This window comes from Marinobacterium marisflavi (assembly GCF_982447095.1).
In genome coordinates this window covers 1,177,338-1,197,249 of sequence record NZ_OZ457898.1, presented here as the reverse complement: position 1 = coordinate 1,197,249, position 19,912 = coordinate 1,177,338, and the positions used below count along the sequence as shown (strand labels likewise).

22 protein-coding genes are annotated in these 19,912 nt (G+C 51.0%); 9 read left to right on the top strand and 13 right to left on the bottom strand.

The genetic code is table 11. The features are described 5' to 3' along the window. Window positions 1-12 precede the first annotated feature (12 nt). From AC1WNR_RS05920 to hpaH, 4 genes are read right to left on the bottom strand one after another with little or no spacing between them, the layout of a single operon-like run. A complete protein-coding gene (locus AC1WNR_RS05920) occupies window positions 13-795 on the bottom strand; it encodes a fumarylacetoacetate hydrolase family protein (protein ID WP_481643600.1) in 783 nt (260 codons plus the stop codon). Next, on the bottom strand, window positions 795-1,457 hold the full coding sequence (locus AC1WNR_RS05915) for a fumarylacetoacetate hydrolase family protein (protein WP_481643599.1): 663 nt from the start codon (window positions 1,455-1,457) through the stop codon (window positions 795-797). The genes AC1WNR_RS05920 and AC1WNR_RS05915 overlap by 1 nt, the downstream gene beginning before the upstream one ends. 30 nt (window positions 1,458-1,487) lie before the next feature. Next, window positions 1,488-2,300 (bottom strand): 4-hydroxy-2-oxoheptanedioate aldolase, encoded by an 813-nt coding sequence (hpaI, locus tag AC1WNR_RS05910; RefSeq protein ID WP_481643598.1) that lies wholly within the window; start codon window positions 2,298-2,300, stop codon window positions 1,488-1,490. A 10-nt stretch (window positions 2,301-2,310) separates the two neighbouring features. Continuing rightward, window positions 2,311-3,114 carry a 2-oxo-hept-4-ene-1,7-dioate hydratase gene (gene hpaH, locus AC1WNR_RS05905; RefSeq protein WP_481643597.1) on the bottom strand — a complete coding sequence of 268 codons (804 nt, stop codon included), beginning with the start codon at window positions 3,112-3,114 and terminating at the stop codon, window positions 2,311-2,313. A 113-nt stretch (window positions 3,115-3,227) separates the two neighbouring features. Between hpaH and AC1WNR_RS05900 the strand changes: the two genes are divergently transcribed. Together AC1WNR_RS05900 and AC1WNR_RS05895 are read left to right on the top strand one after the other, a co-directional pair. Then, window positions 3,228-3,608: a 5-carboxymethyl-2-hydroxymuconate isomerase gene (locus AC1WNR_RS05900; RefSeq protein WP_481643596.1), complete on the top strand. Its 381-nt coding sequence runs from the start codon at window positions 3,228-3,230 to the stop codon at window positions 3,606-3,608. A gap of 22 nt (window positions 3,609-3,630) precedes the next feature. Next, window positions 3,631-5,100: an NAD-dependent succinate-semialdehyde dehydrogenase gene (locus AC1WNR_RS05895; protein ID WP_481643595.1), complete on the top strand. Its 1,470-nt coding sequence runs from the start codon at window positions 3,631-3,633 to the stop codon at window positions 5,098-5,100. Between the two features lie 647 nt (window positions 5,101-5,747). Here AC1WNR_RS05895 and cadR read toward each other — a convergent pair. Further along, window positions 5,748-6,155, bottom strand: a complete 408-nt coding sequence (gene cadR / locus AC1WNR_RS05890) for a Cd(II)/Pb(II)-responsive transcriptional regulator (RefSeq protein ID WP_007148576.1) — start codon at window positions 6,153-6,155, stop codon at window positions 5,748-5,750. 95 nt (window positions 6,156-6,250) lie between these two features. Between cadR and AC1WNR_RS05885 the strand changes: the two genes are divergently transcribed. From AC1WNR_RS05885 to AC1WNR_RS05875, 3 genes are read left to right on the top strand one after another with little or no spacing between them, the layout of a single operon-like run. Then, complete coding sequence (locus AC1WNR_RS05885; RefSeq protein WP_004364974.1) at window positions 6,251-7,147, top strand: cation efflux transmembrane domain-containing protein; 897 nt, start codon at window positions 6,251-6,253, stop codon at window positions 7,145-7,147. 3 nt (window positions 7,148-7,150) lie between these two features. After that, a complete protein-coding gene (gene lspA, locus AC1WNR_RS05880) occupies window positions 7,151-7,663 on the top strand; it encodes a signal peptidase II (protein WP_173480186.1) in 513 nt (170 codons plus the stop codon). Between the two features lie 21 nt (window positions 7,664-7,684). After that, the gene (locus tag AC1WNR_RS05875) at window positions 7,685-8,974 is read left to right on the top strand and encodes an ISL3-like element ISPpu12 family transposase (RefSeq protein WP_481643594.1); all 1,290 of its coding nucleotides are present in this window, start codon (window positions 7,685-7,687) and stop codon (window positions 8,972-8,974) included. Between the two features lie 150 nt (window positions 8,975-9,124). Here the strand turns inward: AC1WNR_RS05875 and AC1WNR_RS05870 are convergent, their stop codons facing one another. After that, window positions 9,125-9,748, bottom strand: a complete 624-nt coding sequence (locus tag AC1WNR_RS05870) for a TetR/AcrR family transcriptional regulator (protein ID WP_481643593.1) — start codon at window positions 9,746-9,748, stop codon at window positions 9,125-9,127. Between the two features lie 67 nt (window positions 9,749-9,815). Here AC1WNR_RS05870 and AC1WNR_RS05865 point away from each other — a divergent pair, with 67 nt between their 5' ends. The 3 genes from AC1WNR_RS05865 to AC1WNR_RS05855 are packed head-to-tail and all read left to right on the top strand — an operon-like array spanning window position 9,816 to window position 13,910. Continuing rightward, entirely contained in the window at window positions 9,816-10,859 is a 1,044-nt protein-coding gene (locus tag AC1WNR_RS05865) for an efflux RND transporter periplasmic adaptor subunit (protein WP_173480188.1), read from the top strand. After that, window positions 10,856-13,561 carry an efflux RND transporter permease subunit gene (locus AC1WNR_RS05860; RefSeq protein ID WP_481643592.1) on the top strand — a complete coding sequence of 902 codons (2,706 nt, stop codon included), beginning with the start codon at window positions 10,856-10,858 and terminating at the stop codon, window positions 13,559-13,561. The genes AC1WNR_RS05865 and AC1WNR_RS05860 overlap by 4 nt, the downstream gene beginning before the upstream one ends. Then, a complete protein-coding gene (locus tag AC1WNR_RS05855) occupies window positions 13,452-13,910 on the top strand; it encodes an efflux RND transporter permease subunit (protein ID WP_481643591.1) in 459 nt (152 codons plus the stop codon). The genes AC1WNR_RS05860 and AC1WNR_RS05855 overlap by 110 nt, the downstream gene beginning before the upstream one ends. A 379-nt stretch (window positions 13,911-14,289) precedes the next feature. Here the strand turns inward: AC1WNR_RS05855 and nadS are convergent, their stop codons facing one another. From nadS to AC1WNR_RS05820, 7 genes are all read right to left on the bottom strand, one after another. Next, window positions 14,290-14,574 (bottom strand): NadS family protein, encoded by a 285-nt coding sequence (gene nadS / locus AC1WNR_RS05850; RefSeq protein WP_173508223.1) that lies wholly within the window; start codon window positions 14,572-14,574, stop codon window positions 14,290-14,292. Beyond that, on the bottom strand, window positions 14,571-14,909 hold the full coding sequence (locus AC1WNR_RS05845) for a type II toxin-antitoxin system RelE/ParE family toxin (RefSeq protein ID WP_481643590.1): 339 nt from the start codon (window positions 14,907-14,909) through the stop codon (window positions 14,571-14,573). The genes nadS and AC1WNR_RS05845 overlap by 4 nt, the downstream gene beginning before the upstream one ends. Before the next feature lie 158 nt (window positions 14,910-15,067). After that, complete coding sequence (locus AC1WNR_RS05840; RefSeq protein WP_481643589.1) at window positions 15,068-15,682, bottom strand: tyrosine-type recombinase/integrase; 615 nt, start codon at window positions 15,680-15,682, stop codon at window positions 15,068-15,070. Between the two features lie 216 nt (window positions 15,683-15,898). Beyond that, window positions 15,899-16,183: a helix-turn-helix domain-containing protein gene (locus AC1WNR_RS05835; RefSeq protein WP_481643588.1), complete on the bottom strand. Its 285-nt coding sequence runs from the start codon at window positions 16,181-16,183 to the stop codon at window positions 15,899-15,901. Then, the gene (locus AC1WNR_RS05830; RefSeq protein ID WP_481643587.1) at window positions 16,176-16,454 is read right to left on the bottom strand and encodes a type II toxin-antitoxin system RelE/ParE family toxin; all 279 of its coding nucleotides are present in this window, start codon (window positions 16,452-16,454) and stop codon (window positions 16,176-16,178) included. The genes AC1WNR_RS05835 and AC1WNR_RS05830 overlap by 8 nt, the downstream gene beginning before the upstream one ends. 290 nt (window positions 16,455-16,744) lie before the next feature. Further along, entirely contained in the window at window positions 16,745-18,313 is a 1,569-nt protein-coding gene (locus AC1WNR_RS05825) for a hybrid sensor histidine kinase/response regulator (protein ID WP_481643586.1), read from the bottom strand. A 299-nt stretch (window positions 18,314-18,612) separates the two neighbouring features. Continuing rightward, a complete protein-coding gene (locus AC1WNR_RS05820; RefSeq protein ID WP_481643585.1) occupies window positions 18,613-18,891 on the bottom strand; it encodes an XRE family transcriptional regulator in 279 nt (92 codons plus the stop codon). A gap of 233 nt (window positions 18,892-19,124) precedes the next feature. On the opposite strand from AC1WNR_RS05820, the gene AC1WNR_RS05815 reads away from it, so the two are divergent. Further along, entirely contained in the window at window positions 19,125-19,730 is a 606-nt protein-coding gene (locus AC1WNR_RS05815) for a tyrosine-type recombinase/integrase (RefSeq protein WP_481643584.1), read from the top strand. The last annotated feature ends 182 nt before the right edge of the window (window positions 19,731-19,912 follow it).

Sequence of the window (19,912 nt, the reverse complement as noted above, 5' to 3'; positions counted from 1 at the left end):
GGCTCTCTGGGCTCAGTACTTGTCGCCGTAATATTCCTGTTCGCTGACCATGCGGGTCTCTAGCGCACAAACATCTTCAATTTCACACACAATCACATCGCCCGGCTGACAATCGACAATGCCATGTGGCGTGCCGGTGCAGATCATATCGCCAGGGTTGAGTGTCATGACCTTAGAGAGATACTCGATCACAAACGGCACATTAAAGATCATGTCCTTGGTGCTGCCCTCTTGGGTCAACTTGCCGTTGACGCGTGTCGTCAGGCGCAGCCCATTAGCGTTGGCGATATCGGCGGTGTCCACCAGCCATGGCCCCATTGGCAGCAGCGAGTCGCGGCTCTTTACGCGCAGGTTAGGACGGTAGTAGTTCTCGAGGTAGTCGCGGATGGCGAAGTCGTTACAAACGGTGTAACCCGCAACGTAGTCCAGCGCATCCTCGGCTTTGATGTTCTTGCCGCTTTTACCAATCACAGCAACCAGCTCACACTCATAGTGCTGGTAGTCGATATTGTCTGGACGGTAGCTCACCTGCTTGTGACCGGTCAGACAGTTGGCATGCTTAATAAAGATCAGCGGCTCTTTAGGGGGTTCAAACGCCAACTCAGTCGCATGATCGGCGTAGTTAATGCCCAGCGCAAAGATAGTGCCCGGCTCTTTCACCGGCGGCAGCCAGGTGATCGCGTCCGAATTTAGATCAATAGCGAGTGTCTGTCCCGCTGCATCAGTGACGTTGCCCTGTGCATCAACAGAGATCTCGAGCTCCTGGCCATCAAGGAGTATACGCGCGTGTTTCATTAGCCTTTTGCTCCCAGTGTGCTCGTCAACGTTCCGATACCATCAATCGACAGCTCGACCTTGTCACCCGGTGAAACCGGAGTACGCTCACCGGCAAAACCGACAGCAATCACTTCACCGGGCTGTAGGGTCATGATGTAAGAGAGCTTAGAGATCAGGGTTTCTACACTGCGCTCAAGATTGGCGTAGCTGAAGCGGCTCTGCTCAGCACCGTTTACGCTGATGATCACCTCAACCGCGTTTGGTGTAGCAACCTCCGCTACTACTGGCCCCACTGGCGCACTGCCATCTAAGCATTTGCCTTTGATATCGGGACGGAAATAAGTCTGCTCGGGTAGCGAGTAGTCACCAACGATTGTGTAGCCCGCGACAGCATCCAGCGCCTCAACTTCAGTGACACGACAGGCCTCCATACCAATAACAACACCGAGGCTTGCTCCAACGACCATCGAGTCCACCGAGTTGCCATCAAAATCGACCGCCCACTCTACGGTAGCGCCATCTGCAGCCCAGGTGTTGCGCGGCTTGTAGTAGAGCACCGGTTCAGTCGGTGGTTTACCATAAGGCTTCTCATTAAAGGTTGCGTCGAGCTGTTTTAGCTGCGCAGCATCATTGAGTGCTACACAGATTAGTTTGCTCTTTACCAAAAGGGGTTGAGACATCTTCTATCTTCCCAATAAATCAGTGAATTCTTAATAACCAGCCGAAGGCTTGGCGGGTGCGTTGGCGGCAGACTCTGGGTTGCAGTACTTGTCTGCTAGGGCTTTGCTTGCCTGAGCCAACATGGAGGTATCGACGCCGACACCCACAAAGGTTGCACCCGCATCGATGTAGGCTTGCGTCAGTGAAGGATCCATGTTCAGTAGCCCGCCAAACTTTCCGGCTGCTTTGATCTTCTTAAGACCCTCTTTGATGGTGTTCACAACATCGGGGTGGCCAGCGTTGCCAACATGCCCCATAGAGGCGGAGAGATCCGATGGGCCAATAAAGACGCCATCCACACCCTCAACTGCAATGATCTCGTCAAGATTCTCAATCGCAGTCACTGTTTCAGCCTGCACAATCAGACAGATCTCATCGTTCGCTTTGTGCAGGTAACCCGGTGTGCGGTTCCACTGCGCTCCGCGAGCCAGCGACGCACCAAGTCCACGAATACCTTGCGGCGGGTAGCGCGTAGCACGCACCAGTTCGCGCGCCTGTTCGGCGGTATCCACCATTGGCACCAGCAGCGTCTGTGCACCAATATCGAGGAGCTGTTTAATCAGCGCAGTGTCACCCACCACCGGACGAACTATCGGCGCCACATCGTATGCAGCCATCACCTGCAGATGTGACATTGTCGTGCGCAGGTCATAGGGTGCGTGCTCGTTATCAATCAGCAACCAATCAAAACCAGCGCCGGCCATAATTTCGGCACAGGTGTTATCTGGCAGACCTAGCCAGCAGCCGTAAGCGACAGGCTTTTCATTGAGCTTTTGGACGAACTTGTTCTTCTGCAGTTCCATGCCCTACCCCTTACTCGAAGCTCAAGCCGATTCCGCCCAGTGGGCCGAAGTCTGCATGGATGGTATCGCCAGCCTTTACCGGTACTGGGCGCGTAAATGAGCCCGCCAGAATGACCTGACCTGGTTCCAGGCCAACACCGTGCGGAGCAAAACGTTTGCAGACCCAAGAGATACCTTTTGCTGGATGGCCAAGCACACCACCGGCCAGACCCGTCTCTTCAATCTTGCCGTTGAGGTAGAGCATGGCGCCCGCCCAACGCAGATCCATCTCTGTCGGTTTGATTGGGCGACCACCCAAGATAATGCCGGCATTAGCCGCATTGTCAGAGATGGTGTCATACACCTTGCGGGTGTAGCCGGTTTCTGGATCGGTACGCATACAGCGTGCCGCGATCAATTCGAGGGATGGGATAACATAGTCTGTCGCGTTGTAGACGTCAGTGATCGAGACATTTTCACCAAAGAGTGGCTTCTTCAGTACAAACGCCAGTTCAACTTCGATACGTGGATCGAGGAAATCTGCGGCTTTGAGTGTGTCACCATCTTCAAACAGCATGTCATCAAGCAGCACACCGTAATCGGGCTCATCGATATTCACGGCCATCTGCATCGCGCGTGAAGTCAGACCCACTTTGTAGCCAATGACTTTGCGACCCGATGCAAGCTTCTGATTAACCCAGGTCTTCTGGATAGCGTAGGCGTCACTCATGTCCATATCGGGGTAGTCGAGCGTCAACGCAGGAATCTGTTTGCGTTCTACTTCGGCTTTGTGCAGGCGGTTAGCTGCTTCAATCTGTTGTTCTTTGGTCAGCACGACTGGACTCCTCTAGAATACGGCTACTTGATTGTGAATTAGTTTGCAGAAGATTCATTAACATGTAAACTAATATTTGTTCATATATTAACTTTTATTTGGATAGCCATCCCATGCCGCACTTTGTTGTCGACTACTCTGCCAATCTACACGATCGCCTCGATTTTCAGACGCTATTTAAAGACCTGCACGACTATGTTGTATCAACGGGCGAGTTCCCTATTGGCGGTGCTCGCAGCCGCGCTATTCGCTGTGATGACTACCGTGTAGCCGATGGTCGCGAGGAGTTCGCCTACATCAACCTGACCCTAAAAATAGGTGCAGGACGCCCCTTTGAGCTGCGCGAAACCGTGGCCAAGCGTGTATTCGAAATTTTCACAGAGTGGATGCGACCGATTACCGATAACAATTACGTAATGATATCGTTCGAGATGTCCGAATTAGAGCCGGTGTTGAAGTTCAACAAAAACAACATCCACCCGCTATTTAAGTAGTTTTAGTAGGAAACTGAACCCCATGTCATTTGAGTTAAACGATTCTGCACTGTTAAAAAATCTGGCCTACATCAATGGCCAGTGGGTTGGCTCGCACACTGGAGCGACCTTCGCTGTCACTAATCCAGCTACCGGTGAATTACTGGCTGAAGTCCCTGATATGGATGCGGTAGATACGCAGAGAGCGATTGATGCAGCTGATGCCGCCTGGGCGGCTTGGCGTGAGACTCCCTGCAAACAGAAGGCTGCGCTGCTGCGCCGTTGGTTTGACCTGGTTATGGCTGCGCAAGAGGATCTGGCGCGTCTGATGACAGCCGAACAAGGCAAGCCTTTGGCGGAAGCGCGTGGCGAAGTTGCTTATGGCGCAAGCTACATCGAGTGGTTCGCGGAAGAGGCCAAACGCATCTACGGCGACACCATTCCCGCTGCGACGGGTGACAAACGTTTAGTCGTTATCAAACAGCCTGTTGGTGTTGTCGGTGCGATTACACCTTGGAACTTCCCCAATGCCATGATCGCGCGCAAAATCGCGCCAGCACTGGCTGCCGGCTGCCCAGTTGTCGCCAAACCTGCTGAGGACACTCCACTCTCCTCTCTGGCGCTGGCCGAGCTGGCAGAACGTGCCGGTATTCCTGCGGGCCTGATCAACATCGTTACCAGTTCGCGTGCCAATGCAGCGGACGTTGGCGGTGCACTAACCGGTTCGGACAAAGTTCGTAAGATCTCCTTCACCGGCTCAACAGCTGTTGGCAAAATTCTGATGAAACAGGCTGCCGATAGCGTTAAAAAGGTGAGCATGGAGCTAGGCGGGAACGCACCATTCGTCGTGTTTGACGATGCCGATATCGACGCAGCTATCGACGGAGTGATCGCATCGAAGTACCGCAACACCGGGCAGACTTGTGTCTGTGCTAACCGTATTATCGTTCAGGCTGGTGTCTACGAAGCCTTCCTGGAGAAACTCGCGGCGCGCGTATCCCAGTTCAAAGTGGGCAACGGTTTGGAAGTTGCCGACGCCGTGCAGGGCCCGCTGATTAACGCAGCTGCCGTTGAGAAGGTTGAGCGCCACGTGAAAGATGCGGTAGAAAAAGGTGCTCGCGTTATTCTGGGTGGTAAGCCACACGCACTCGGCCACACCTTCTACGAGCCAACCATTCTGGCGGACGTCACAACAGATATGTGCGTGACCTACGAAGAGACCTTCGGCCCCGTCGCACCGATCTACAAGTTCGAGACCGAAGAGCAGGCAGTCGCACTAGCTAACGACACCGAGTTTGGCCTGGCAGCCTACTTCTACAGCCGCGATATCGGCCGTGTATGGCGCGTCGCTGAAGCGCTGGAAGTCGGCATTGTTGGTATCAACGAAGGAATTATATCCAGCGAAATGGCACCCTTCGGCGGTATCAAACAGAGCGGCCAGGGGCGCGAAGGCAGCAAGTACGGCCTAGATGACTACCTAGAGATCAAGTATCTCTGCATGGGTGGGATCTAATCCATCGAAACGACAAAGGGAGCCGGCGGCTCCCTTTGTTTTACCTCTTACAGTGCACGAGAGCTACGCGCGAAGCGTATTGCGCGACTGCTTTCGGCACCTTCCAGACCCTAGCCTCAAAACGATGAAGAGCTACAAAGTGTAAACAGCGACCCAAAGGCTGCTGAATAGAATTCCCAGAAGCAGACGTTAGCCGAACTAACGAACGTAGAGGAACAATTGACTACAAGTATCGGGATTAGTATTTAGCTGGAGGAAATTGAAGGTTGTGCTTTTCTCTCTAGAGCCGCGTGAACAAGTGATTCCAATAACTTTGTGAACGACTGCGAAATTTCGGACATTCGCTTCCAATTTTTTCAGAGCTGCAAAGCGCACATTCCTGACGTTAATCCAATGTAAAGATCGAAGGTATTTTCCCTGAAGCGGACATGACGCTTGTCAAGCGGAAGGGCAAAGTTCCCGGAATAGCTTCCTGGACTATCTCAAGCTTCATTTCTGGCGTGTAGCGACGCCGGGGTGGAAGTGTGGATTCGAGCACAATAAGTTCCCATTAAAATTTAGGGTAAGCGGATTAAATGGTTGATCTTACCTTTGCATGAGAGTGAGACAGACCGGCATCTCATCGGATTATCTGGTTGATGCTTCACCTACTGCTGGTGCATGTTTCCTTCGCTAATTCCAGCAAGAACCCCACACGCCTCAACTTCCCGGTCATCGTTGCAACTCGCTCTCAGTGAAACGAGTTGTTTCTCAAGCGCTTGCAGAGCGGTTATCTGCGACCGCACATGAGAGATGTGATCATCGAGCAAGGTGTTGACGGCGGTACAAGGCTGATGAGGGTCGTCCTGATAGCTCTGTAGTTCGTGAATCTCAGCCAGTGACAGGCCCAGGATTCTGCAGCGACGGATGAAGGCCAGCCCCTCACCATGCTTCTCGGTATAGACACGGTAACCGTTGTCCTGCCGATCAGGCGGCGGCAACAAGCCCTGCTGTTCATAGAAGCGGATCGTCTGTGTTTCGACCCCTACCAACTGCGCCAACTGACCAATGCGCATCAGTCTCCTCCCCAACGGATTCTTTACTCTATTGACCTTATAGTAGCTTTATAGTTTTAAATGGTACCACAACATTGTTCAAGTGGAGTCGTATCATGAGCAAATCCTGTGGTGGCGCCTGTGGCGGTGATGCAACGTCCGCAGCGGATACCGATATACAGGCCTCCTCCGAGGCGCCAGGGAGATGGGTCAGTGTTTATGCCGTGCCGAAGATGGACTGTCCATCAGAAGAACGAATGATTCGCCTAGCCCTGAACGGCTTTGAGGAGATTCGGGCGCTGTCCTTCGACTTGTCGAACCGCCGGCTGAAGGTCGTGCATGACGGCGAGGTCGAGCCCGTCACCTCGAAACTGAAGACCTTGGGGCTAGGCGCCTCGCTTCAGGAAACCGTCGCTGCAAATCCGGAGACCATCAAGGCCGCCGAGTTTTCGGCAGCTTCTGCTAAGCAAGAATCCGGGACCCTGCGCTGGTTGCTCGGCATCAATGCACTTCTGTTCGTGGTGGAAATGACTGCCGGTCTGATCGCCCGGTCCACCGGCCTGATTGGAGAATCCCTGGACAATTTTGCCGATGCGGCGGTGTACGGGCTTGCCCTTTATGCGGTTGGACATAGCGTGAAAATGCAGGTACGTGCCGCGCATCTTGCTGGTGTACTGCAACTGATCTTGGCTGTGGGCGTGCTCGTAGAGGTGGTGAGACGCTTTGTATTCGGTAGTGAGCCTGAATCGCTGGTGATGATGGCTATCGCATTCGTCGCATTGATTGCCAATACCAGTTGTCTGCTGCTCATATCCAAACATCGGGAAGGCGGGGCGCACATGAAGGCAAGCTGGATATTCTCGGCCAACGACGTGGTGATCAACCTGGGGGTCATCACCGCCGGCGCCCTGGTCGCGTGGACCGGTTCCAATTATCCGGATCTGATTATCGGCACCATCGCGGGGGGCATTGTACTTAACGGTGCCAGACGCATTTTGGCGTTGAAGGGTTAAATAATGCTCATTATTGGCAAAAAGCTCTCGCCGTATGCCCTATTGTCCATATCGGGCCTGCTGGCAGCGTCTGATCAGGCTGTAAAGTGGCTGGTGCAGCAATCAATGGCCTATGGCGAGTATGTTTCGGTGACCCCGTTCTTTAACTGGGTGCACCTATGGAACACCGGTGCCGCATTCAGTCTTTTTGCGAATGGTGGAGGCTGGCAGCGCTACTTTTTTATCGGAATCGCGGTAGTGGTCACGATTTTTCTGATCAAGCTGATCCTTGAAAATCGTCATAAAGGAGAAGCCATCGCTTACAGTCTTATCCTCGGTGGCGCCATGGGCAACCTGATTGACCGGGTCTTTCGCGGCTATGTTGTGGATTCCTTTGATTTCTATTGGCGAGACTGGCATTGGCCGGCCTTCAACCTGGCTGATATTGCAATTGTCCTCGGTGCCTTACTTTTCGTTTCCAGCAGCTTGTTGGGTAAAAAAGCAAACACCAATGCCGAGCCGGATGGATCTGACTGACACCTACGCCTATACAACACCATGACCGAACTTCCCGACAACATCCTTCACCTGCCGCAATACCAAGTACTGGGCTGCAAATCAACCGACGACGAAATGCACTTCCAGGTGGACGTGCCCGATCCCATCGCCTGCGAGGAATGCGGCGTGCAGGGTGAGCTCGTACGGTTCGGCAAGCGTGACGTTCCCTATCGTGATCTGCCCATCCACGGCAAGCGGGTCACTCTCTGGGTGGTCCGCCGCCGATACACCTGCCGGGCCTGCAAGACAACATTCAGGCCCCAGCTACCGGAGATGGTGGACGGATTCCGTATGACACTGCGGCTGCATGAGTACGTGGAGAAGGAATCCTTCAACCACCCCTACACCTTTGTGGCGGCACAGACCGGCCTGGACGAGAAGACGGTGCGCGACATCTTCAACGCCCGCGCCGAGTTCCTGGGGCGCTGGCACCGCTTCGAGACGCCCCGCATCCTGGGCATTGACGAGCTAAACCTGAACAAGCGCTACCGCTGCATTCTGACCAACATTGAGGAGCGAACCCTGCTCGACCTGCTGGCCACCCGCCGCCAGGACGTGGTGACCAACTACCTGATGAAGCTGAAAGACCGGCAGAAGGTCGAGATCGTCAGCATGGACATGTGGAACCCCTACCGGGCAGCGGTCAAGGCTGTGCTGCCCCAGGCCCGTATCGTGGTCGATAAGTTCCATGTGGTGCGCATGGCCAACGATGCCCTAGAGAAAGTGCGCAAGGGCCTCAGAAAGGAGCTGAAACCGTCCCAGAGCCGGACTCTCAAGGGAGACCGGAAAATCCTGCTGAAACGCGCTCACGAAGTCTCAGACCGGGAGCGCCTCATCATGGAGACCTGGACAGGCGCGTTCCCGCAACTGCTGGCCGCCTACGAGCACAAGGAGCGCTTCTACGGCATCTGGGACGCCACCACACGGCTCCAGGCAGAAGCCGCCCTGGACGAGTGGATAGCCACCATCCCGAAGGGCCAAAAGGAAGTCTGGAGCGATCTGGTCAGGGCAGTGGGAAACTGGCGCGAAGAGACCATGACCTACTTCGAGACGGACATGCCCGTCACCAACGCTTACACGGAGTCCATCAACCGACTGGCCAAGGACAAGAACCGTGAAGGGCGCGGTTACTCCTTCGAGGTGATGCGGGCACGAATGCTCTACACCACGAAGCACAAGAAGAAGGCACCGACTGCGAAGGTCTCTCCTTTCTACAAGAAAACCATCGGTTACGGACTGCCGGACTTCGCAGAGGAACTCAACTACGGAGTCGATCTATCAACCATCTGAGGGTGGTATCAGATTGATGGGGTGAAGGTGCCCCATCAACCATTAAATCCGTATACCCAAAATTGGGCTATTTTCAATTCTGAGCTTGGTCTTCTGATCTGCTGGACAGTGATAGTATATCGCTGTGATATACCGCTACTTCCAAAGAATCTATTCCAATTGCCAGAGCTTCAAAAAAGAGCTCACTACCTTCTCTACATGTAATCTGGTTTCCCCTTCGACGCTACGCGGAGGTATACGATGAAACGCCCGCACGATATCTAATCCAGTAATCATACTGAGAAACATCTCTGCTCCGAAGTCGGGATCCGCGCAGTTGATCAAACCCTTGTGTTTCAGCGTCAACCATTCGCTTAACGCTTGGTGCGCGGCCATCACTCCGCCACTGTAGATATTATGGAGTATCTGCGTATGCTCCTCGGAGATAGATGCCATCATTCTCATCAGATTCATGTGCTCATGACTGACGATAAAATTAAGGAGCAATAATCCAAACTCTGATAAAGCATGGTGACAATCTTTATAGTCATTCGGTGACACTGTCAACGTGCCGTTTATCCTTTGCGACAGCTGTTGTATCACGGCATCAATTAATGTTTCTTTGTCCGCGAAGCGCTTATAAAGCGTTACTTTCGACACACCTGCTTGCCGAGCTATCGCTTCCATTGACATCTTAGCTGGCCCCTTAGCGAACATAAGAGCGCAGGCTGCATCAAGAATCGCTGTATCTTTGGAGTGATCTAAAGGCCGGCCGACTCGACTATTGGTAATCAATTTATTTTCCGAATAACTTAATGTACGATACCGTACAGTAAATATTAATCAAATGAGAATAGCAAATATGCGCAAGGTTCTGCCGCCGCTTATACTAGCCCTTCTTCTCGTCGGCTGTGGCGACACCACTCCAACTGAAACGCCAACGACCGATGCACCTTGGGTACGCACGGTGGCGGTTAAGACGGACGACCACGACGAAATCAGAGCATCGGGAACCATTAGAGGGCATTATGAGACTCCTGTCTCTTTTCAGGTTTCTGGGCGCATTCTCAAGCGAGAGGTGGATGCTGGTCAGAAGGTAGCGAGTGGCGCTCTGCTTTTTGAACTCGATAAACGTGACTTAGAGGCTACTATGCAAGTTGCCAAAGCGGAACTTCAAACTGCACAGGTCGCCCTCGCGATCGCTCAAAATGAGCTCGACCGTCAACGCCAGTTAATTGAACGCAACTTTGTTAGCCGACAAACTCTAGAAGCATTTGAGCTCGCACTACAGAACGCGGAAAGCCGTCGTGATTCCGCCAAAGCTGTATTATCTCAAGCCCAAAACGGGCTTAGTTATGCTGAGCTACGTGCAGATAAATCCGGTGTATTAGCCGAGGTTACAGGTGAACCGGGAATGGTTGTTGGAGTGGGGCAACCTGTGGCACTCCTCGTAGAAGATGGTGATCTAGAGGTCGAAGTGTTCCTATCCGACGGCAACCAAGCTCCAGAATCAGGTGTATTAAAGCTACAAGAGCAAGATTTGCCGCTTCGTCTACGTGAGGTAGCTGGTGCAGCAGACCCAGAGAGTAGAAGCTGGAAAGCTAGGTACAGAATAGAAGCCGTGACAGAGGCGTTGAACATAGGGACTGTTGTGCAGGTTGCGCTTAACCGTAACACATCAGATGTCACCTTCGAGGTTCCCCTGGGCGCGCTTGATGAACGCAACCAGGGCCCTCAGATTTGGCAGGTTGTAGGCAATACAGCTCAACCAGTCTCAGTTGAAGTACTGGAATTGAAATTAGAGTATGCGACTATTCGCGCGCCACTAAACAGCGAAAGTCGCGTCATTGCCGTTGGCACCCATCTATTGGAACCTGGAATGGCGGTTAGGGAGCAGGCGCGATGAGTTTCCCCAACCTCTCAGCGCTTGCTGTACGTGAACGCTCAATTACTCTGTTTTTTATAATACTTTCTGTCCTGGCTGGTGTTTTTGCATTCTTCTCTTTGGGGCGCGCAGAAGATCCGGCTTTCACAGTGCGGGTTATGGTTGTCTCCGTTGTATGGCCAGGAGCTGAACCTGAGGTTTTACAAAATCAAGTCGTCGACCGCTTGGAGAAGCGAATCCAAGAGGTCGAATACTTAAGTAAGATCGAGACCACGGTTAGACCTGGTCGAGCAGACTTACAGATAGAGTTTGAGGATTTCTCACCTAGTGAAGTTGTGCCTGATCTTTTCTATCAAGTACGAAAAAGAATGCAGGATGAGGCGCACAACCTACCCTCAGGTGTCATAGGGCCGATAGTAAACGATGATTTCTCCGATGTGTACTTCTCCCTTATAGCTCTAACAGCTCCCGGCATGCCTATGAGGGATCTTAGTCGGGAAGCTGAGACAATCAGGGATCGGTTACAACAGCTCCCAGCCGTTCAAAAGGCGATGATACTTGGTGATCGACCTGAACGTGTGTTTATCGATTTCGATATGGACCGTTTAAATAACCTAGGAGTAACGCCCGAACAGATTTTTGCAGCGATCGATGCAAGTAACACACTCATTCCTGAGGGTTCTTTGGACCTAAACGGGCCGCGTGCCTATCTTCGTACACACTCTGATTTAAGCGACCCAGACAAGCTAGCAGACCTACCGCTCAGAGTTGGTAATGCATTGATACGCCTCTCCGACATCGCAGAGGTGAGTCGTGGATATGAAGATCCGCCAACCTATCTAGTGCGGGCCAATAGCGAAGATGCGATTCTGTTAGGCGTGGTCATGAACAAAGGTGAAAATGGCTTGGCCTTTGGTGAAAGCCTCGCAAACTTTCTCGATAAAGAGCGCTCCAACCTTCCTTTAGGTGTTTCGCTACAGGTGCTCACCAACCAAACGGATGCCATAAGCCAGGCTGTTGACCTTTTCCAGGTAAAATTTCTAGTGGCTGTACTTGTGGTGATGGCGGTCACTGTCATCGCTATTGGCTTCCGAGCAGGTCTTGTTGTCGGCATCGCAATACCGATCACTATCGGTCTGACGTTCCTCATCATGAAAATGGTTGATATCAACCTCGACAGGGTCACACTTGGTGCGTTGATTATCGCCTTGGGACTGCTAGTCGACGATGCAATTATCTCCATAGAGATGATGATCGTAAAAATGGAAGAGGGCTGGGATCGAATTCGTGCTGCAAGCCATGCATGGAATGTTACCGCAGCCCCTATGCTCTTTGGGACCCTAGTTACGACTGCTGGCTTTGTCCCTATCGGTTTTGCTCAATCGGGAGTCGGAGAATACGCCGGCAACATTTTCTGGGTACTGGCATTTTCACTGCTGATATCTTGGGTCGTCGCCGTCACCTTTATGCCCTACCTCGGGGTGAAGTTACTCCCTAACTATCAGAAACACGATGCAGCGAGCCTCTATCAAACCCCGATTTACACTAAACTACGGGCAATCATCACTTACTGTGTACGCTTTCGTAAGACAGTTATTCTAGTTACCGTTGCAGCGCTTGTTATGAGCGCAGCTGTGATGGCGATACTTGTTGATAAACAGTTCTTCCCAAGTTCTGACCGACCCGAGGTATTGGTTTCAGTCTATCTACCTCAAGGCAGTTCAATTAAAACAACGGATGCTACAGTACAAAAATTAGAGAGTGCGTTATCTGAGCTACCGGAGGTTAAGAGCCTCTCCTCTTACATCGGGGCGGGAGCTCCACGATTCTTCATTTCAGCAAACCCTGAGCAACCTGATCCATCCTTCGCTAAGATTATCGCAATAGGTGATGATGCAGCAGGACGCGATAGAATCATGGCCGCACTTAAGCAGAGAATTGCCAACGGCGAGTTTCCAGAAGCTCGAATCCGTGTAACAAGCCTGCTGTTCGGGCCACCGGTTGTCTGGCCTGTCAGCTTCCGTGTCGTAGGTCCTGATCAACAGATATTGCGCGATATTGCCTATAAAGTCAGAGATAAAATCGCATCTAACCCACACACTGTAATTCCGCACCTAGAGTGGGATGAGCGTGCTCCAAGCTTCCATCTTGATATGGATCTAGAGCGACTTCTATTAATGGGACTCACACCTAACGACGTGTCACAGCAACTTCAGTTTCAACTAAACGGAGTCGAAGTTGCCGAGGTACGACAGGATATAAGAAGTGTTCAAGTGGTCGCGCGTAGTTCACGCGACACTATACTCTTACCCGAACAGTTAGAAATCAAGACTCAGGATGGAAAGAAAATTCCGGTTAGGCAGTTGGGCAAACTCACCATTCAATACGAAGAACCTGTTATCAAACGCTACAATCGCGAACCCTTTCTAGCCGTGCATGCCGATGTCGAGGGGGCGCAGCCGCCTGATGTCACTAAAGCAATTTGGGATACGATGCAGCAGATTAGAGATGATTTGCCGGCCGGCTATCGAATTGATATTGGGGGGATCAGTAGAGCAATCCGGCAAAGCCGATCAGTCTATCCAGAAGCTGCAACCGCTGATGCTCGCATTAATGCTGATATTTATTATGCTACAAATGCGATCGTTCTCTGGAACCTTCATGGTGTTTTTTACTGCACCGCTCGGGTTAATTGGTGCTGCTGTTGCACTCTTTATATTTGACCAACCCTTTGGCTTTACCGCCCTGTTAGGCTTGATCGGACTAGGCGGTATTTTGATGCGTAACACCATGATCCTGACTCAGCAGGTACAGGATAATTTAGAAGAAGGGTTGGCAGCAGGCAAGGCGATCATCGAGGCAACCGTCTCACGAGCTCGCCCCCTAATTCTGACAGCACTCGCGGCCATCTTCGCTTTTATCCCGCTTACATTCGACCTATTCTGGGGACCTCTGGCCTATGTATTAATTGGCGGGGTTATGATGGGGACATTTATAACACTGCTGTTTGTCCCAGCTATGTATGCATTGTGGTTTAAAGTTGAAGCACCAAAATATGATGATGCGCTTTAAACTGCGATTAAAACAGAGATTCAACGAGTCAACAGAATTGAACTTCAGGCTACTACCCCTAGTTGATTCATGAAGAATTAGAAATGAGGAACAGCTATCGCCTAATCAAAAGTGGAATTCGTAACTTACCAAACTAGATGTATAACGTATCAGCCATAAAATGTGGGAGTCCACCTTTCTCAAAATTTTGTCATTCAAAGCCTCTTTGATTGAATAAATTGAAGGTCCGGAAAGGGCCAGCACTCGCCGCAGTCGATTCAAATTCGTCCGTCCGCTTTGTATCGCAGCCCCAACTGTGGATAGACTTAATGCTCGCCTATCGACACGCATGTAAATGACAGAAAAACGCCCAAGCTAAAGGAGGCAGAGCCTTATAACATCAGTGCATCGATAGCTGCTGGTAAACAGATGGGTCATCCTGAATGGTAGCTAGTACCTTAGCGGCTAAACCCGTCGGATTTCGGCGACGCCCTTCCCAACTTTTAACGGTATCGAGGCTGGTACCTAATGCATCCGCAAACTCTTGCTGCGATACATTCAGGTTCGCACGAATGGCTTTCACATCAGCAACCTCGTATTGCGTAGTCCGTGAGGCGCTCTTTCGGCCTTCTTTAATCTCAATAGCTTCTTCCAGTGAAGCTTTTAAGTCATCAAACACATTCATATCCGCTCCTCACCTTTGAGCTTTTTGGTCAGTTCCTTCAAGCTAGCTTTCTCAGCTGCACTGAGACTGACCTTCGTTGATTTTGGGTATGCCAGAACAAGGTAAATAACTTCGTCCGTGGCGATAAAATAGATAATCCTAGCACCACCACTTTTACCCCTGACGCCCGTAGCCATTCGTATCTTTCGCAGACCACCCGTGCCAACAATCAAATCGCCCGCGTCTGGGTTTGCGATTAGCTCTTTCTGGAGATCCTTTAGCTCATCATCCGAAGCGATTTCATTGATCTGCTTTGTAAAGATACTGGTCTCTATAAATTCTATCGCTCTAGTCACATTGCTCTACCTTAAGCTAAGTGTACATAGTACACCATAACCATTTATCCAGTAACCCCTCGCTCAATTTTTTAAAAAGTGGGCCAACATCTGCACCCTTGGTTGATCTTTTGAATAACAGAACAGGGCCAACGCTAATCGCCAGCCCTTCTACTGGCTTATACGTCTGTTTGCTCAGCTAAAACTAACGCGTCATCCAGCTCTACGCCCAAGTACCGAACGGTACTATCCAACTTAGAGTGCCCCAGAAGCAACTGTACCGCACGCAGATCATGAGTGCGGCGATAGATCAGAGTGGGCTTAGTCCTTCGCATCGTATGTGTTCCATAATCGCAAGGATCGAGCCCGACGCTCTCGACCCATTTGTCGACGATTCTCGCGTACTGCCGCGTAGATATTGGGCGGCCACGACTTATCCTGCTCGGAAACAAGAAATCATTGCTGCCCAACCCCTTCTCATCGATCCATACACGAAGAGATTTACGCGTCTCCTCAGTGATTTCGAATTGCACCGGCCGCCCAGTTTTCTTTTGAACGACAATGGCTCTGCGCTGAATGGTATTTCCGTGGCTAATATCCTTCACTCTCAGCCCGACCAAATCACAGCCTCTAAGCTTACTGTCTATCGCTAAGTTGAACATCGCAAGGTCGCGGTTCTGTCCTGCGAGCTCAAGGCGTATACGGATTCCCCATATCTCTTTCAGCTTCAAGGGGCGCTTCTGCCCGAGCAGCTTACCTTTATTCCAGGGTACATTTTGGATTTCTTCGCTCATGATCTTATCCTCGTAAGTATCAGGAAAAAGTATTGATGAGCATTTGAATCTCTGCTTCGCTACGAGATCAAAGGTCTGCTTTTGGGTGATTTGAATCAGATAAACGACGCAGTTTTGGTGAACCGCAGCACAAAGTAAAGAACATGCTTAGGTCTGCTTGGGGTCGAGAGCGCCAGTTTACAACTTTCTACTACCCAGTATTTTCTGGACTACGACTCAGGCCAAAGCACGCATAACTGCTTTTGGTTCCTTTGCTACCACATTGAGCAAAGCCAGCGCAGGACCGTGCGGCTTGCGATCGCCGCGCTCCCAATGTCTCAATGTAGAAACGCTGATACAGAACTTTGAAGCGAACTCCATCTGCGTGAGGCCTAGCTGGTGCCGCAGCTCGGCTACGTTAACTTCAGCAGGACGGTGAGTGCGCGCAGCAATACTCTTTCCGCTGTTCAGATCTATGGCCTCTTGAAGGCCCGTTGCGATGCTTTTGAATGCTTCAGACATGATTCTTCTCCAGTGCTCGTTCTACCAGCAAATCAACCAGACCTGCTAATGCATTTCGATCGGCTTTGCTCAAGTTTGCTCGCTCTCCTTTTCCAAAAATGGTCAGAAGATAAAGCGGTATTCGCTCATCGTGGTAGTAGTAAATTACTCTTACCCCGCCGCTCTTGCCCTTATTACTGCGACCCCAGCGAAGTTTGCGAATGCCGCCGGTGCCTTCCAATAAATCACCAGACTTGGGGTGCTCTGCCAAATAGTCGATGACAGCCTGCACTCAAACTCGTTGAGCAAAGACTTCGATCGTTTGATGTACTCTGGCAATTCGGTAACGGTCGTAAGCATCCTTCGACTGTAATCCAATGGATTACCTTTGACTAGTCATAACAGCAAACCTGGCGGGCACCATAATGGACTTAATGCGTTGCTATCAAGCAGCCTGAAATGTCTATTGAGGGTCGGGAACGCCAATTTACATGCCCCACCGCTCCAGTCGGCACTTAGGAGTCATTAAGTCGCCGTTAGTCACTGCGAAACTAAGCATCTATTTTGGGACAGAATCGTCTTCTAACGATCAGTGGAAGCGAAGCTCCCTCGGGTAACAGCTGCTTGTATACACGCCACCAGATCCTCTTTCAGGTAGGGCTTGCCCATGACGCTATCGAACCCCGCATCCATGTACTCCACAACGTCTTCTATCATTACATTTGCCGTACAGGCGATTATGGGTTTGGGATAATCAACAGTCTTCAGCGCATGGAGAGCCGATAGACCATCCATGACAGGCATCTGTATATCGAGAAACACAAGGTCGTAGTCCTGAGACAGTGCTCGCTGAACGGCTAGCTCACCATTCTCGACCTCATCGATGGTATAAGGGCAATCTTTGAGGAGAGCGTGGAAGATCATCCGATTCGTCATAACATCTTCAGCTAATAGGATGCGGGCTGGCTGGAGCTTCGATATATCGATTGCGCCGCGCTTGTCCGTGCGGGCTAGAGAGGTTTGGGGCAACCTTAAGGCCACCGTAAAAGTGGTTCCTACGCCCTGAGTGGACGTAAGTGCAATCGAACCGCCCATTAACTCCACCAAATGCTTAGCGATTGGCAAGCCCAACCCTGTGCCGCTGCGCTCAACGGTGCGCGAGCCTTCAACTTGTTCGAACGGCTCAAATATGGCCGCCTGCTTATCTTCGGGAATACCTACACCTGTATCAGTGATCCTAATTACCACCTCATCGGAGTTATCACCTGTCTGAGCGTCGATGCTGACCGAGCCTGAGCTGGTAAATTTGACCGCGTTAGAGAGGAGATTTCGAAGAACCTGAGTGACACGGGTGCGATCAATCAAGCGAGTCTGGCTAGCTAGCTCGGGCACGCAAGAGCTTGATAAATCGATACCCTTATTCAAGGCTACCGCACTCATTTCCGAAGAAACGAGAGACACCAATTCCGCAACGTTACTGGGTTCAGGGTATATTTCAACTTTGTTCTCGGCCAGCTTGGAAAGATCCAATACATCATTCACGATACAAATGATTGAGTGGTAGCTCTGCATTGCTATGTTGGCGTAACGCTCTACAGTGCTTTGATCCTCAAGACTTCCCTGAATAATCTGAAGTGCACCGAATACGCCATTCAAGGGTGTGCGGAGTTCGTGTGTCATATTCGCTAGAAATTGGTTTTTATGTCGGTTGGCCAATTCAAGCTGTTCGGTCTTCACTTCCAGCTCTTTGCTTGCTTGGACCAGAAGGGTTACGTCCTCATGCGAACCAGTAAATCTTACCGGCATTCCGTCTGAATCACGTTCCATTACCTGACCGCGATCTAAAATGTAGAGCCACGAGCCGTTTTTATGACGCATACGATGAGTATTTGTGTAGAACTCAGTGCGCCCTTCAATGTGAGCGGTAATGTCAGCGTAGCATTGATCCAGGTCGTCGGGATGAACTCTTGACGACCAACTTTCTACGCTGGGCTCTATTTCATCGAGGTGGTAGCCCAACATCTGGCACCATCGTTCATCAAAAACCACGTCCCCCGTCTGCGGATTCCAATCCCAAAGCCCGAGTCCTGTTCCTTTGAGAACTAACGCCAACCTCTGCGCGGCATCATCAGTAAAGTCTTCCGAATTCATTTCAACAGTCCTTTCCACAGCGCTTACCGCGCAAATCCTTGCAATACAAAGACCACATGAAGATGAATCCCTTGGGTCTTCTAGAAAGAATCTTCGCTATGTTTTTTAACGACTATAGTCCCAAGTGCGCCACTTGGGAGTTGGTATCAGTTAAACGCGGTGCCCATGAAATGCCTTTTGTGGGTCGAAATTCACAAATCATCGCTCTAGCCATACGCTGTCACTATAGTCGCAAACATAACTTTCGCCAGCTTTGACAGGTAAAAGTTCAGCCTGGGCATGCCGACTGCGAGTTACATTTAAATCGAGAGCTGACAGCGCGTGCCGTCCGGTAACTCCACGTTCACTTGCAACTTGCCACCAGCGGCCTCTACGTAACGCTTGAGTGACGATAATCGAATATCACGCCCCGGCTTTTCCATATCAGAGACAGTTGGCTGCTTCACGCCGAGAGCATTGGCTAGCTCAGATTGGGTCAGGTTCATCTGCTCTTTCAGTGCAGCCAAATGAAGCTCGCGCAGCTCCGCTTTCTCAACTTCATACACAACGCCGCTGACCTCTGACTGTTCAGTTGCCATTATCCGCTCGTATGTAGGTGCCGTCATTTATTCCTCGGAGGACTCTATATTCGTTATCAACAATAGATCGCGATTACAAACCTGGGCTGATGTGTCGCCCAGTCTTTACTGTGGATTCGTTAATTCGGTCTAACAGGGTACTACTCCGAAATTTAATTCTGTACAGCTCGAAACTTTAGCTATGACTTTAGGCATTGTTTGCGTCATATCAAACTGCCCAAAGGAGGTATGTGATGAGCACAGATATACAAATTGAAAAGATTCCATGGAACAAGGGGCGACTTACTGGTCAGAAAAAGGCACTGAAACTGCCCGAGATTCTGAAAGTTCGATTTCACTTAGAACTGAAACCTTGCGCGCGAGAACTCGCAATGTTTAACCTAGCGATCGATAGCAAACTGCGCGGCTGTGATTTGGTCAAACTGCGAGTAAGCGCTGTTACGCATGGCGGCCGTGTTTCAAAACGCGCAACTGTTATCCAACAGAAGACAGGCAAGCCCGTTACCTTTGAGATAGCGACTAAGGCTCGCAAAAGTCTGACGCTCTGGATCGAGGAGGCACAACTAGGTTTCCACGATTTTCTCTTCCAAAGTCGCACCAAGCACTCGGACCATATATCCACCCGTCAATATGCGCGTATCGTCAACGGTTGGATTAAGTCGATTGGTTTAGATCCAGAAGATTACGGCACTCATAGCCTGCGTCGCACCAAGGCGTCGCTGATCTACACACGCACTCACAATCTACGCGCGGTCCAGTTACTGCTTGGCCCTGCTCAGTCATCGGTGCGAGGGCGTAACGATCATGCCCTTCCATCCTCACTTCATGGGCAACGATAAGGTGATGCTGGTCGTCAACTGTGGTCTGAACGTTATAACCAACTAAGCCGGTTCCTTTGCCGCTGGTTGCCATGGCTCGCGCATCAGGGTCCGTCATCGATATCTGTTTATCCGGTGCATCCGGTAGCTGGCCTTCTATTACTTTGAGCCGCTCCAACAAAGTAACCGCAGCTGTCAGGCGA